The organism is Streptomyces lancefieldiae (assembly GCF_031845825.1).
Classification (GTDB): Bacteria; Actinomycetota; Actinomycetes; order Streptomycetales; family Streptomycetaceae; genus Streptomyces; species Streptomyces lancefieldiae.
Genome location: NZ_JAVRFH010000007.1, coordinates 115,796 through 130,151, shown reverse-complemented (window position 1 = coordinate 130,151; position 14,356 = coordinate 115,796). Strand labels below are relative to the sequence as shown.

9 protein-coding genes and 1 pseudogene are annotated in these 14,356 nt (G+C 68.2%); 3 read left to right on the top strand and 7 right to left on the bottom strand.

Annotated features, from left to right (window positions below; all coding sequences use genetic code 11):
* Window position 1: 1 nt before the first annotated feature.
* The 3 genes and pseudogenes from RM812_RS09430 to RM812_RS09420 form a co-directional block, all read right to left on the bottom strand.
* Entirely contained in the window at window positions 2-625 is a 624-nt protein-coding gene (locus tag RM812_RS09430; protein WP_311571964.1) for a lasso peptide biosynthesis B2 protein, read from the bottom strand.
* 515 nt (window positions 626-1,140) lie between these two features.
* Window positions 1,141-1,758, bottom strand: a pseudogene (locus RM812_RS09425) (N-acetylmuramoyl-L-alanine amidase); the annotation flags it as partial.
* 155 nt (window positions 1,759-1,913) lie between these two features.
* Window positions 1,914-2,786, bottom strand: a complete 873-nt coding sequence (locus RM812_RS09420) for an AfsR/SARP family transcriptional regulator (protein WP_311571963.1) — start codon at window positions 2,784-2,786, stop codon at window positions 1,914-1,916.
* Between the two features lie 383 nt (window positions 2,787-3,169).
* Here RM812_RS09420 and RM812_RS09415 point away from each other — a divergent pair, with 383 nt between their 5' ends.
* The 3 genes from RM812_RS09415 (at window position 3,170) to RM812_RS09405 (ending at window position 7,252) form a co-directional block, all read left to right on the top strand.
* On the top strand, window positions 3,170-4,489 hold the full coding sequence (locus RM812_RS09415; RefSeq protein WP_311571962.1) for a S8 family peptidase: 1,320 nt from the start codon (window positions 3,170-3,172) through the stop codon (window positions 4,487-4,489).
* Entirely contained in the window at window positions 4,486-4,734 is a 249-nt protein-coding gene (locus tag RM812_RS09410; RefSeq protein WP_311571961.1) for a hypothetical protein, read from the top strand. Before RM812_RS09415 ends, RM812_RS09410 begins: the two co-directional genes overlap by 4 nt.
* A 670-nt stretch (window positions 4,735-5,404) precedes the next feature.
* Window positions 5,405-7,252 (top strand): peroxidase family protein, encoded by a 1,848-nt coding sequence (locus RM812_RS09405; RefSeq protein WP_311571960.1) that lies wholly within the window; start codon window positions 5,405-5,407, stop codon window positions 7,250-7,252.
* Window positions 7,253-7,257: 5 nt separating this feature from the next.
* On the opposite strand, the gene RM812_RS09400 is transcribed toward RM812_RS09405, so the two are convergent.
* The 4 genes from RM812_RS09400 to RM812_RS09385 form a co-directional block, all read right to left on the bottom strand.
* Complete coding sequence (locus RM812_RS09400; RefSeq protein WP_311571959.1) at window positions 7,258-8,406, bottom strand: hypothetical protein; 1,149 nt, start codon at window positions 8,404-8,406, stop codon at window positions 7,258-7,260.
* 56 nt (window positions 8,407-8,462) lie between these two features.
* Window positions 8,463-10,007, bottom strand: coding sequence for a hypothetical protein (locus RM812_RS09395; protein ID WP_311571958.1), 1,545 nt, complete (start codon window positions 10,005-10,007; stop codon window positions 8,463-8,465).
* A gap of 302 nt (window positions 10,008-10,309) precedes the next feature.
* Window positions 10,310-11,863, bottom strand: a complete 1,554-nt coding sequence (locus tag RM812_RS09390; RefSeq protein WP_311571957.1) for an esterase/lipase family protein — start codon at window positions 11,861-11,863, stop codon at window positions 10,310-10,312.
* Between the two features lie 143 nt (window positions 11,864-12,006).
* Window positions 12,007-14,211, bottom strand: coding sequence for an endonuclease (locus RM812_RS09385; protein WP_311571956.1), 2,205 nt, complete (start codon window positions 14,209-14,211; stop codon window positions 12,007-12,009).
* Window positions 14,212-14,356 lie beyond the last annotated feature (145 nt).

Below are 14,356 nucleotides of genomic sequence, written 5' to 3'. Positions count from 1 at the left end.
GTCACTGTCCTCCGCCGTCGACCGAGAGAACCGGTGCGAACGCGTGCCCGCGCGGATCGGCGTTGGGGATGCACAGGCCGGACGAAGACGTCCAGGCGTGCAGGGCGAACGGGTGCTCGCGCACCCCGACGTGAAGTACGGCTTTCAAGCCGCGCCGCCGCAGCAGGACGAAGGCCGTCATCGCCTCGGCCTTGCAGTCGTCGTTGACGAACCAGCTTCTGCGACCGTGTGATTGCACTGCCTGTTTCAGCCGTTCGACGTCCTCCGTGGCGGCGGGATCCGCACGGGCGTAATCGGGGGCGGCCAAAGACAGGAGCCGAAGGGCGCGCCCGAATCCCATGGTCCGGATCAGCAGGTGCACTCCGCGCAGCCAAAGCCCGATGGCGACGTCCGACTGCTGGCTCCGGCGGGCCGTCGCACACCCGGCGCGGACGAGACCGGTAATGATTTCGTCGCGTTCCTCGGAGATTTCACCAGCGAACTTCCGTATGTCCGCCGTCGCCACTCCGAGAAAACGCGTCCGCCGCCAGTCCGCGATCAGCGCTCCGTCGGACATCCTGGTAACACGGCAGTGCGGTGACAGGATCCGCGTCATGGCCACCAGGGCATCGGTGTTCTCTGCCACCGCACCATCCTCCAAGGTCGGTCTGGAACCCTCCGGTGGCGGACCCGGTCCGAAGACGTGGGGCCGGTGTCAGGAGTGGTATCCGTGACCGTCGTAGAAGGCGCCGCTGAAACCCCGGATCAGACGGCCGTTGCCGAGAAGGACGAGCCCGTACGGCATACGACGCCGCAGCAGTCTGAGAAACATTTCCTACCTCCAGGATCAGACAGCATGGGTGAGATCCACGCTACTCTGCCCTGGATGCCCCGCAACCGGGCTGATGGCGGCCGCGCGCGAAGGCACGAGTGACGCGCCCGTCGGGTGTCGGTGAACGCGAGGCCTGGTCTGTCCCGAACTGGACCTGACGCGGGAGACTTTCCGTGAGCAGATCCCCGGCATTTGGGAACGCCGACCACGCCGACCACGCCGCAATTCCGGCTGGCCGACCAACTCGGATGTGTGGTGCAGGAGTTGGCGCGGCCGGGTGGGCGCCTGCCTCGCCCGCGTCCTCGCCGTGGCGATCTCCCGTGACCCTATGGAGTAGCGGGGGTTCCGGCCAGGGCGGTGCTCAGGCGGTTCCTGATCCGGCCACGCATCGACGCCATGGTGAAACCCCGGGGGTCGATTTTGCCGGGCTGCCACTCCAGGTGGCCGATCACGCTGCGCTCGGTCCAGCCGTGGGCCCGGCAGACGGCGGCGGCCGCCTTCTCGATCGCCTCCAACTGCACCTGGGGCCACGGGTCGGTGCCGTCGCCGAGGTTGATCGCCTCGAAGCCGTAGAAGTGCTGGTTGCCGTCGGTGTTGGCCTCATTGTCGGGCGGCAGGGCGACCTCGTCGATCACCGCGCGCATGACGTCGTCGTCACCGAGTCCCGCGTGGTTGGCGCGGCCGTTGCCGACCAGGTGCACGGTGCCGTCCTTGGCGACAACTCCGTGGCACAGCGGCCCGGGCAGGGCGGAGTGGCCGTCGTAACACAGCTGGACGCTGCTCGTCGTGCCGGTGGTGACCGTGTGATGGATCATCACCCCGTGCACGGGGCCCCAGGGGCCCTTGTGGTTGCGATTGTGGGTGCGCCACGACCGGTGCTCGACGACGGTGAGCCCTTCGGCGCGCAGCGAGTCGAGGAACCGGTCTGCTGACATTGGGGCGGCCATGGCTGTCCTCCTTGGGCGCGGCTGCACAGGAGGTCCCCTCGGCGGAACCTTCGTCCACGAGTGTTCCGGCCGAAGCGTCACCGCCGTGTGACGGCCGCGTGGCCCGGCACCGACCCGGGTGAGCGTCATGCCGGTGCTCGACCTCGGCCATGCCCTCATGGTCCGGGCCGGTCGTCACCGCGGCGTGACCGGACAAGGCCGGCGACCAGCCGCTGTATCCGCTCGGTCGGCTCCAGTCCCAGTTCGTCGTGCAGGCGCCGGGTGTAGCGGGCGAATGCGTGCAGGGCCTCGGAGGGGTTGCCCTCCGCCAGGTGGGCCCGCACCAGACATGCCTGGCCGCTCTCACGCAGCGGATCAGCGTGCACGGCCGCCTGCGCGGCGGCGACGGCCTCGGCATACCGCCGTGCCGTGATCAGCCGTCCGGCGAGCGTCTCCAGGGCGTGCAGTCGCAGCTGCCGCCAGTCCTCCGCCTCCAGCAGCGCCCAGTCGTCGTACCAGCCGGGCAGCAGGTCGGCAGAGAGGACATCGACGGCGTCCAAAGCCGAACTGCAGGGGGGTCGGCCGGAATCGGCAGGGTCAAGGATACGGTGGGCGGTCCGGCGGGCGTCGTGGAGGTCGACGGTGGTGTCGCGGGCCAGACGTACCTCGGCCGGGCCGATCTCCAGGGCTTGCCGGCCGGCGTGGTGCAGGCGTGCCAGGGCCGAGCGGAGATTGGCGTGCGCACTGTGCTCGGACGACGCCGGCCACAAAGTGCCCGCGATCAGGGGGCGGGGGACCGCCGCCCGGGCGCACAGGGCGAGGAACGCCAGTACGCGCTCCGACCCCGCTGGGACGGCTGCCGACTCCCCGTCCACCCACAGTCCGAAGCCTCCCAGGACACCGATGCACACCCCTGCCCCGACCCGCCCGGAGGACGCGGAAGCGGAGGAGATCGGAACTGACACGGCCTGCTGCGGCGCCCGCCGGCCGACCGCGCCGTGACCATCTCGGTGCCCGTTGCCCATCCGCTGCCCTCCCTGCCAGGACATGTCCCGTGGATGCCCCACGTGCTGCTCACCACCCACATGCTCCGCTCCCGACCACGCCGTGTCGAGCCGCTCCCGAGGCCGCGACCTGGGGGGCAGCCGACACCCGGACGATGAGCGGCCCGCCGCTGAACGGACATCACGCCGGAATCCCGCTGCCGGTTGGCGGCGCTGTGTTGCGGCCCTCCCCGCCCAGTGCGACGGTGTCCGAAGGGGGAAAGCCGATCGTCCGGCAAGGGACGACCTTGCCGGCCTACGTCATCACGCGTCGATACACGGCTGAACCGCCCCCACCGTCCTCGCACCCGACACTCCGTGTGCCGGCGCGCCTCCACGCACAGGGGGGAAGCGCACAGAAAGCAGGGAACTCGATGGTGAACGGCCCCATGGACAGGCGCGCTTTCGGCGAGCAGCCGTCTCGGCCCGATGGCTCCGTCATCGGCCACGGTACGGAGTACACCGGGCGGTACGTGGTCCTGTTCGACCCGAGCAGCCAGGAGAGTGGAATCAACGCGCTGCGTTCCGCCGCCGACATCGCGTCCGTCGAGCGCGTTCGAGGCACCGACGTCGGGAACGTCGCCGAACTCCTCGAACGCCCCGACGTCTCGGTGCTCTTCGAAGACCTCGCCGCAGCCGTCGTCGAGGTTCGGCCCGAGCAGCGCCACGCCCTGGTGACCACGGCAGAGGCGGAGCCTTCGATCACTGCGGCGGAACCGGAACGCATGGTCCACGCCTTGCCGATCACCGCCCCGCAGCAAGCACCGACCGAGTTCTTCCCGGCCTTCCGCAGCGATGAGGATGTGGTCGCGCGTCACACGAAGGCCGAGATGGCCGCGGGTCTGGGACCGGCCTGGAGCGAGGACAGCTGGACCTGGGGTCTGCAGGCGATCCGAGCCAACCTGTCCCACCTGACCGGACGCGGTGTGAAGATCGCTGTCCTGGACACCGGCGTGGACACCGACCACCCGGACTTCGCGGGCCGCATCGAGGCGGCGGAATCCTTCGTGCCCGGGGAGACCGTGGAGGACGGCAACGGCCACGGCACCCACTGCATCGGCACCGCCGCCGGCCCGGCCAACCCCCGGCAGGGTCCCCGCTACGGAGTGGCCCCCGAGGCCCAGATCCTCGCGGCGAAGGTGCTCAGCAACGCGGGCAGTGGCCAGGACGGTTTCATCCTGGCCGGCATTGCCTGGGCCGTCGCCCGCGGCGCGCGGGTGATCTCCATGTCGCTCGGGGGCCAGGTCCGACCGGGTGAGCTCTTCCCGCAGACGTACGAGATCCTGGCCAAGCGCGCGCTCGAGCGCGGGACGGTGATCGTCGCCGCCGCGGGCAACGACAGCCGCCGCCCGCCGCAGATCGAGCCCGTCAGCCGGCCGGCCAACTGCCCCTCCATCCTTGCGGTGGCCGCGCTCGACAAGGCGATCGCGCCGGCGTTCTTCTCCAACGGCGCCATCAACGGCCAGGGCGGAGAGGTCAATATCGCCGCGCCCGGTTGGCAGGTGCATTCGGCCGCCCCCGGCGGGGGGTATCAGCCCCTGAGCGGCACCAGCATGGCCACGCCGCACGTGGCGGGTGTCCTCGCACTGCTGGCCCAGGCGAATCCCCACGTGTCCGCGGCCGATCTCATGGCCGGCCTGAAGGCCGGTGCGTTCCCGCTGACACAGCCCCTCAGGGACGTCGGTGCGGGTCTGCTCCAGGCCCCGTGAGCGAGTCGTCGCAATCCGCACCGGTCGGGGTCAACCTCGCGGTTGACCCCGACCGGTTCGCGGAAGTCGTCGAGGTCCTGCGGCACGTCGGGCTGACGGTCACGGGCGAGCAGCCGATCCTTGGCACGCTCTCCGGCACCATCGTGGAGGACCGGGTACCGGCTCTGGAGGCGGTGGACGGTGTCGAATCAGTCGATCGGGAGCGAACCGTCCAGCTCCCCCCGCCTGATGCACCGATCCAATGAGGACCGGCCTGGGCCGACTCCACACCGCTTCGGTCGGACTCGGCGGCTGTCGAGGGGAGAAACGTGGCTTGCACGCCAGTGTGCGATCACCGGCAGATCTCGCCGATGCCACCGGGTTCACCGCCCGCGCACTGACCGCACTCCGCGGCCGCGCGGGACCGGGCATGGCCGGGCTCCGGGCCGGATCACCACCGACCCGGCGGCCAGAAGGCTGATGACCGGCCATGCGGCGGATTCCCCGCAAGGTGCGTGTGCGCAGTGCACCCCGTAATGTGGCTTTTGGGAGGAAGTTCTCTCAGGGAGATGCCATGGCCGAACAACGTACGGCCCATGGCCACGCCTCCGCGCACACGCGGGCCGGAGCACGGGGCCACCGGCCTGCCGGCCCGGCCTGAGAGATCGTCGCGCACGACCGCCCTGGCCGCACTCGTCGGGCGTCGCAGGCGAGCAGGTGCGCGACACCGAGAGCCTCCGACACGTTCGGCAGCTGGAACGCGGGGTGGGCCGACGATTCCACAGCCGTGGGGGAAACCGCCTCTGGAGCACCCGGCACAAGCCGCTTCGTCGACGTCTCAGCCCTGTCGCATTCCCCGCTTCTCGTGGCCACCCGGTGCACATGGTCAGCACCTCGTGGCCGGATGAGGAGCGACCCGTTCCGAGGAGTACCACGTTGAGTTCGCAAAGACACACCACCCATCGTCGATCCGGTTCCGGGTACCGTCGTTCCTTCCCCTGGCGGATCGTCACCGGCATCGCCGAATACGTCGACCGGCGTACCGGATGGGACAAACTGGCCCTTGTTCCCGGCCTGCTCACCCTCCTCGGGCTACGCGTCCGACTCCGTCAGAAGAACCTCCACGACACCACCCGACTGCCCTTTGCCAACCTCCCCGACCCCGCGCCCCCGTCCGCGCGTCACAAGGTCAACCGGACCGCCGACGGCAGCCACAACGACCTCGACGAGCCGCGCATGGGTATGACGGGAACCCGCTTCGGCCGCAACATTCCGTTGGGCAAGATCGCCCCGGCCACCCCCGATCGGGTTCTGTCCAGGCCGAACCCGCGCGAGGTCAGCCGAGCTCTCCTCACGCGCACCGAGCTGATCCCGGCCAAGTCGGTCAACTCCCTGGTCGCCGCCTGGCTGCAGTTCATGATCCGCGACTGGTTCAGCCATGGTACGAGTCCCACGGAACAGCCCTGGGAAGTGCCCCTCATGGATGACGACCCGTGGCCGGAACGCCCGATGCGGATCATGCGGACACCGGACGACCCCACCCGGGATCCTCGGGCGCCGGAGGGAACACCCGACACCCGCGTCAATGTCTCCTCCCACTGGTGGGACGCGTCCCAGATCTATGGGACCAACGAAGGGGAACAGCGACTGTTGCGCTCCGGCGAGTTGGGCAAACTGCGTCTGTGGGATGACAAGCTGCCCCCGGCCCCCTCCGACCCAGCTCGTGTTCCCGGCTTCTGGTTGGGCCTCGTCATGATGCAGAACCTGTTCACCCAGGAGCACAACGCGATCTGCGACCACCTGCACGCCGCCTATCCGTCCTGGGGCGACGAGGAGCTTTTTCAGCGGGCCCGGCTGGTCAATGCCGCGCTCCTGGCCAAGATCCATACCGTGGAGTGGACGCCGGCCGTCATCAGCCACCCCACCACGGTGAAGGCGATGCGAGCCAACTGGTGGGGCATCGCGGGCGAGCGCGTCCACAACCTCTTCGGCCGGATCGCGGAGAGCGAGACCGTCAGCGGCATCCCCGGCGGCAGGACGGACCACTACGGGATCCCGTACGCCCTCACGGAGGAGTTCGTGGCTGTCTACCGCATGCATCCGCTCGTCCGTGACGACTGGCACCTGCGCTCGGTCGCCGACAACGCCACCCTGAGCCACCGCACCTTCCGCGAGCTTGCCGGGCCCGAGGCGCTGAAGGTCCTGAGGACCACGGAGACGGCCGATCTGTTCTACAGTTTCGGCACCCTCCATCCGGGACTGGTCACCTTGCACAACTTCCCTCGGTTCCTGCAGGAGTACGAGCGTCCCGACGGGCAGCTGCAGGACCTCGCCGCTACCGACATCCTGCGCAGCCGGGAGCTGGGCGTACCCCGCTACAACGAGTTCCGGCGGCTGCTGCGGCTGAAGCCCGCGGAGAGCTTCGAGGAACTCACGGACAACCCGGCTTGGGCCGAGGAGATCAAGCGGCTTTATGAGGACGACATCGAGCAGGTCGATCTGACGGTGGGCCTGTATGCGGAGAAGCTTCCGGCTGGATTCGCCTTCAGCGACACGGCATTCCGCATCTTCATCCTGATGGCCTCGCGTCGGCTGAACAGCGACCGGTTCTACACCGAGTTCTATACGCCGGAGGTCTACTCCAAAGCCGGCATGGCATGGATCGACGACAACACCATGGGCACCGTGCTGTTGCGCCACTACCCGGAGCTGCGTAGTGCCCTCGCGGGGGTGAAGAACGCGTTCGTGCCGTGGCACATCACCCAGGGCGGCACGAAGCCCTGAACGGTTCAGGCGACGCGGGAGGACCGGCCGGAGAGAGTGGGCCTCGGGTTGAGAAAGGTGCCGTGGGCGGAGAAGGCCTCCGCGGTGAACGCCTCCTCGGGCATGTCGGCCGGGAGGAATTCCACGCAGGAGGTCCGTGGTTCGGCTGCACTCTTGCCGAAACGGCAGGCGATACCGGTGAGCTTGATGGTGATGAAGTCTGCGATCTGGGAGCCGAAATCGATGGGCCTGCCGGCGATGGTGATGTCTCCCACGCAGAAACCCTTCTCCGGTGGGACCTGGTAGACGGCTCGGACGCGGTGTTCCGTGTCGCCCCTGAGGTAAGTCCAGTAGCCCTTGGGGTCGGACCCGTCGGGCGTCTCCCAGCCGTCGATGGACAGGTCGTCGAAGTACAGGCCGACGGGGTCGGCGAGGGTGATGTCGGCTCCTTGGCGGGCGAGGGCGTTGACGCCGGCGCCGATGTGCGGATCGCTGTTGCGTTCAGGGGCTCCGTACTTGCCGCAGGAGATGAGCTCTTGCTCGGTGGTGAGCTCCGCGCCGTCGATGACGCGTCGGACGGTGGCCGCCGCGGCCAGTTCGATCTCGGCGCCCAGGGTGTTGTTGCGCTGGACGAGGTGCATGGCGCCGTGGCTCGTGGAGTCGTTCCACTTGTTGCGTGGCTGATATTGACCGGTGGGGGAGAACAGATCCTCTGGACGGACGTCAGGATCGATGTGGCGACGGTAGAGCTCGATGACCTTCTGCGGGTTGGTCTCCGCGAGCACTTCCCAGTACTCGGGGCCTTCACAGGTGAACGTGACCTGCGTGATCTTGTTGGTGTTGTCGCGGGTGACGCTCCATTCGCAGTACTCGTCCTGGACGTCACGGCTGGCGTCGGCGCGTTCCCACCGCTGGACGTCGGAACTCGATGTGATCTTGATGACGCGGGGGAACGCGGTCCAGCTGATGACGGCCCGGGTGGCATCGCCAGCGGTGTCCGCGCTGGTCAGGTTGTAGAACTGAGGCCTTGGACTGTCGTGCAGCACTTCGTCGGGATCGGGTCCCTTGACGGCCGCGTCCACCGAGTTCGAGATGAAGGCGTTCCACGCCTTGCGGCCGAAGTCGTCGAAGTCGTCGAGGCTCCCGGGGGGCCTGTAGGCGTCGAGTTTCGTCATGGTCCGTTCTTTCGTGTGAAGCGGACGGCGTGGTGACCGAGCGCACGGGCGGTGATTCACGGCACGGGGACGACGGTGGCGTCCTCACGCATCGCCGACGGCGGCGCGTCGGCGGGGATGTCGGTGACCGGCAGGGTCAGCTGGAACTCGTGCAGTTTCATGGCCCGGAGTTGCCGGCGGCGGGATTCGGCGAGGCGGACGTAGTCGTCGAAACCGTCTTCGGTGCGGGCCTGTGCTGCGGCCCTGCGCAGGTAGGCGTCCACGCGCTGTCCGAACAACGTCCGCCACGCGTCGTCGGGCACCTGCCAGTGCGCGGCGAAGCGGCCCTCCGGGCTGTCGGCGGGCAGGGCGCGTGCGGCATCCGTGACAGCCAGGGCCGTCCGGTCGCACAGTGCCGAAGGATGGGTCGCTGCGGTGGGCGCATACCGCATGAGACGCGCCCGGGGGAGGCTGAAGACCGGATTGGGGAAGTCGACCATCATCACGCAGGCGGCGAACTTCGCCGAGAGCAGCCCATGGCGGATCATCTGCCGCACCACTTCGTTGTCCTCGTGAGCGGCCTCGGGCACCACGAAGGCGAAGAAGGTGTCACCGGGTCGGCGGAAGACGACGCCGCCGTCTCCGGACCGCTCTTCCAGCCGGAAGCGGAACCGGGCCAGGCTAGAGCAGTACCGGGCGGCGGGCGCCGTGGGCGGCGCGGCCTGCGTCACCAGGCCGAGGTCGTCCAGTAGAACATCCTGATTGAGCCAGAACCCCATCGGGAGCACCAGGTCGGTTGATCCCGGGGCGATGACGCTGCTCTGTCTGTCCGTGCTGGCGAGGTTGACGGTGGTGGTCGTGAACAGGTGGCGGAGCAGACGGTCGGGGTGCTCGACGACGCCGTTCGCGGTGACCTCGGCGAGTCGCGCGGCGGTCCATCTGGTGACCAGCGACCGGACGGTCAGCTCCAGCTTCTGGGCGCCCGTGACCTGCTGGTAGAGAGGATCACGGCGCAGCGGGTCGTCGTCGGCCAGCCGGATCGTCGCCCGCTCGGACTGCCAGTTGAGCCAAGGGATCCTGAGCTCCTTCATCACGGCGCTCCCGTTGACATGGCTGTCGAAACAGCCCTTGCCGCGGGAGTCCGGCTCCAAGGCGTCCCAGGAGTTGCCCGCCCATATCCAGGCCCGGCCGATGCGCATGTAGAAATTGAAGACCTTCGCGCCAGGGTCCCACGCCGCGACCTGGAGGAACGCTGTGACCTGGTCGCCGCCGGCCTGCGTACTGACGAGCAGGTCCGGCCGGCCGTCCCGCACGGCCACGGTGATGGCGAAGCGCAGGTCACGGTGCAGTCCTGGAGAGGTGTCCGGCGCGATCTGCCCGGCCTCACCGACCAGGTACACCCGCCGAGAGGCGGCGGCAGCCTCCGGCAGTCCGGACAACAGTTCCTGCACTGTCAACGGGAATCTGTTCTTGTGGAAGAACTCGGCGGCCATCGGGTCGCTCAGACCGGCGAGTTCCTCCTCGCTCACTGATTGCGCCCGGCTGTCCCTGCCGTTCACCCTGCGGTACAGCTGTCCGGAGTTCAGCGCGGAGGGATCGGTGCCGCAGCTTTCGACGGCCAAGCCGTGCTCCGCCGCCGTTTCCGGGCCGACCGTATCGGTGGCCCGGCGGTCAGCCTCGAGGGCGCCGCCGACGGTCGGCCGCCGCCACGCGGTCGCCCTCCGCACTTGCCTGCGCTCGTGGTCCATGACCATCCTCTCGATGGGTGTTTTGGCACAAAAGCCTCAACTGGCCCCACGTATTCATTCTTCTGGCCATGTGAACCATTGGCCACCGCAGTGCCCACCTGGGACTTCGTTCTTCTTCGGGGACCACTCCCGCCAAGAGCCTGCCGATCAGCTGCTGCGAAGTTCGCGTCCTCTCGTCATCGCCAAGGCGTCACTGTGAGCCGGAGCCGGGCGTCCGCGCCCACGAGCGGGACGGCGGTGTGGGGCAGTTCGATGTGGTTGACCCAGCTGTCGGTGCCCGGATTCTCGTCGTCGCGGGCATGGCTGCCCGGGCGATAGTCCCTGATGGAGCCGGAGATGGCCGAGTTCCAGACGGCCGAGAGGGCGGGCACGGAGGTCGCACCGTCGGCGCCGACGTCGACGACGAGGATGTCGTCGAAGTCGGCGGTCTGCTCCAAGTGGTCGCCGAAATTCAGGAGGCCGTTGCTTTCACGCAGCGACAGAATCCGGAGGTGCAGCGCATACCGCATGGTGCTGGTATCGCCGGGAGGAGCCAGGTTGCTGCACAGGAAGGTGTCCACCAGTGGTACGGCTCCGTCGGCGTCCGTGACGGCTTCCGTGGGGCGGCCCCCAGCGGTGACGCTCCGTGTGCCGTCCCGCAGTTGGACCGGGCACCAGTGGGCGCTCGATCGTTCGTGCATCACGATCTGGAGGCCGCGTACCGACAGACCGACCTCGGCCTGCCAGGCCATGTCCTGTCGCTGTGGCAGCCGGTGGCCGACGAGCGCGACCTTCACCTCACGGTCGCCGAACAGGAAGCGTCGCAGGTTCTGGTAGCCCTCCTCGGAGTTCACGATCCCGTAGCGTCCGCTGTGGCTGCGGTGCACGCACGCCTGATGGGCACCGGGGACGTATGCGTTGTCGATCTGTACCAGACCGTCGCTGCGGGGCCCGACCACAGCAGCGGAAAGACCACGCGCCACGTCGTAGTCGGCCGGGTTGGTGCCGATCAGGCAGAAGACCCGGTCGTGGGGGAAGGCGAACGGCCGGTCCGGGGGCATCTCACAGGGGTCCCAGCCCTCCGGCCGGCCGTCCGGATCGGCGACGGACTCAGGCGTCAGATACCTGTACATGTGTTCGGGGCCGAAGATCTGTCCGCCGTTGACGCCGATGGCGTCGCGCAACCTCTCCAGCATGCCGAAGCCGAAGTCGAAGGTGATGCCGCCGTGCGGTGTACCGTACGTGAAGAGCTTCCCGACGCACTCTGCGGGGTCGCGGCCGAGGTCCGGAAGGATTTTCTGGATCAGGCAACGGCACACCAGGCCGCCCATGGAGTGCGCGACGAGGTGGACGCGGGGCGCCCCGGATTTCTCCCTGATCGTGTCGATCAGTGTCAGCAGGTCCGTCGCAGCCGTCTCCATGCGGAATTCCTTCGGCCTGCCGCTCCAGGTGCTCGCGGACACATCGTAGAAGCGGTGAATCCAGATGCTTTCAGGTGGGATCGTGGCATGGGAATTCAGGTAGATCGCCTGACTTCCGTCGACCAGGATCTGGTAACCCTCGTCCAGATGCAGGCGCAGCAACGGACTTTCGAACTGGTAGAAGTTGGGCTCGTTGTCCGGTCCGATACGGATGTGCGTGGAGCCCTCGTTGAATCCGTAGAAGGGATCCGTCACGGCCTTGTCGATGCCTGCCGTATCGCCGGCGAACCCCCGGACGTAGACGATGGGCAGTTTCTGGGGCGTGGGCATACGATCCTCACTGGCTCAGCACGTACCGATGTCCGGAGCGGGGTGGCGTCCTTTTATGACCGACACGGAATCGACTCCTTCGCGGTCCCACAGAAAAGGAGGCCTGGGAACCTCCCACGAGTATGGTGATTCGCACGGCGAACTCAGGACCAGACGCCGGTGAAGTCGATCTCGCGTGCCCACTCGGGATGGTCTATCAGCGGATTTCGGTTGCCCTGGATCTCCGAGATGGCCGCATTACGGTGCAGTTCGTACTCGGTGACGGCCTCGCTCTCGTGCCACCGCAGCAGGATCGGCAGCCGGTCCTCGGGGAACTCGCGAGCTGCGTCACCGACCTGGCCCGGATAGCGGAGCAGGAAGTACAGGGTGGCACGGGCGACCACGCCCTTGCCCTCCTGCGGTTCGAATCCCACGCTCTCGCGCATCCCGCAGGCGTCCCGGACCGCTTCGTCGAAGTCGGGGAAGTCGAAGTACGGGAAGTTGCCGCGGAAACTGTTGCAGCCCACCTCGCACGCGAACAGATGATGCAGGTCGCCCCGCATCGGCTCCTTCTTGGCGAACCATGACTGCGGCACGACGTGCTCGCAGTTGAACGGCATGGACGCCTCCAGGGCATCGAACTCCGCCTCGAACTCGGCCGGTCCCGCCGTGCTCTCCTGCAACAGGAGTTCCTGCACGCGAGCCAGCCGGGCCTTCGCCACGGCCGCGTCGGCTTGTATGAGCTCCTCGGCGCTGAAGTCCCTGCCCGAGTAGATGCTGTGGAGCCGGCCGTCCTTGTGCAGGTCGACCCACGGGTAGACCAGCCTCATCGGCTTGTACCTGGGCTGGGGCTCGTGGGTGTCCGTCAGCAGCATGGCCAGCGCGCGGCGCAGCCCGTCACCGTCACCGGTGCCGATGTGTGCGTAGTACGCGTCGCGCGCGGCGAAGTCCGCGGTGCGGTCGTAGTAGGGAAGTTCCTGCGTGAGCCGATGATTGATCAGCGCCGCGTCGACGTCCTTCTCGACCGCTGCCACGACGTCCGGTCGTCCGGTCGGGGGCGGCTGCGGTGGGGCCTTCGACGTCGGTGCGAGCGCGGACAGCGGGGCGACGAGGGCAGCCTGCGAAGACATGGGCGTATCGAAGCCGAGGGTGATCCGCAGCGGGATGGTGAGCTGGACGGTGCCGTCGGCCGCGTGCGTCTGTTCTTGTGCCTGTGCCTGTGAGCCGTCGGTTCGCGGCCGGGTGGGCCTGCCGTCGGAGGGGGGCATCGGGGCCGCGCTCTCCCTGGGGGACGGAGCGAGTCCTGTGGTGAACACCTCGTCCCGCAGCCGGGCCGCCTCACCGGACAGCGGCGCCTCGTGCAGAGCCCGCAGCACGCGGCTGATCCGCACCCCCTCGTTGGCCCGCCAGGCCAGTCGCTGCTCGCCCGTCTCGGGCCGCCACACCGTGCCGTCGATACTCAGTGGCCGACCCTCGGCATCGATCTTCGGGACAGCCGAGTGGTGCAGCGCGACGACCTCCCACTGGTCATTGAACACCGCAGAACCCGACGAACCCTCACGGGTGTCGGACTCGTAGTGCAGGAACCGCTCCAGCACGTCGACGACCTGGTTCTCGCGCAGCGCGATCTGCTTCGGTTCACCCCGGGGATGCTGGATGATGTTGACGAACTCCCCGACGACAACCTTGCCCTCGGCCTCGCTGAGGACCAACCGGCCGAACGACGACAGCGCCTCGCCCTGAACACCGCGCGGGGCCACCGCGACGAGGCTGTAGTCCAGCGCCCGGTCGGTGACGAAGAACCGGAGCGGTTCCAGCTGGAAGACCGCCGGTACGAGCGGGCTTCCGTCAATGCCGTCCTGGAACGCGAACGCGACCTCGCTGCGGCTCGCCTCCTCCATGCCGCGCAGCACGTGGTTGTTGGTGAGCAGCAGGGAGGGGGACACCATGAAGCCGGTGCCGTGTCCGCCTCCGGGCCCGTTGATGGTGATCCGGCCGACTGAGCGGGAGACCTGGACGCCTTCCTCCAGGAACGCGACGGGGGTGAGGTTGTTGCGCCCGATGAGGCGCTCCAGTCCCAGCACCTCACTGGTGAAGGCCTCAGGGGGCAGTTGCAGGGTGCTTCCCGCGCTGCTGGCCGGCTCCGTCGGCGTCCGCTGGATCGCCCGGATCATGGCCCAGTCGGCACCGAGACGTGCCAGCCGCTTTTCGACACGCTCGGGGGCATCCGCGTACAGCGGGCCACGCGTCTCGAGAGCGGATTGGTTCTTCTCCCGCCGTTCGGTCCGGTTCGCGTAGCGTGCCGCGGCCATCGTCAGTTGCGACAGATAGTCCGACTCTCGTTCGGAAGCGAGTGCCGCCGTGGCCATGATGCGCCTCCTGGCCTGGTCTGATGGTGGCGGTGGCTGAGGAACTGCCTTCTGAGGCAGGCGGGACGGCGTTCGGGTGAAGGCGTCGGCTCTGCCGAGGATGCGCGCGGCTGATGTGCGGCGCGCACTGCTGTTCGCAAAGTGC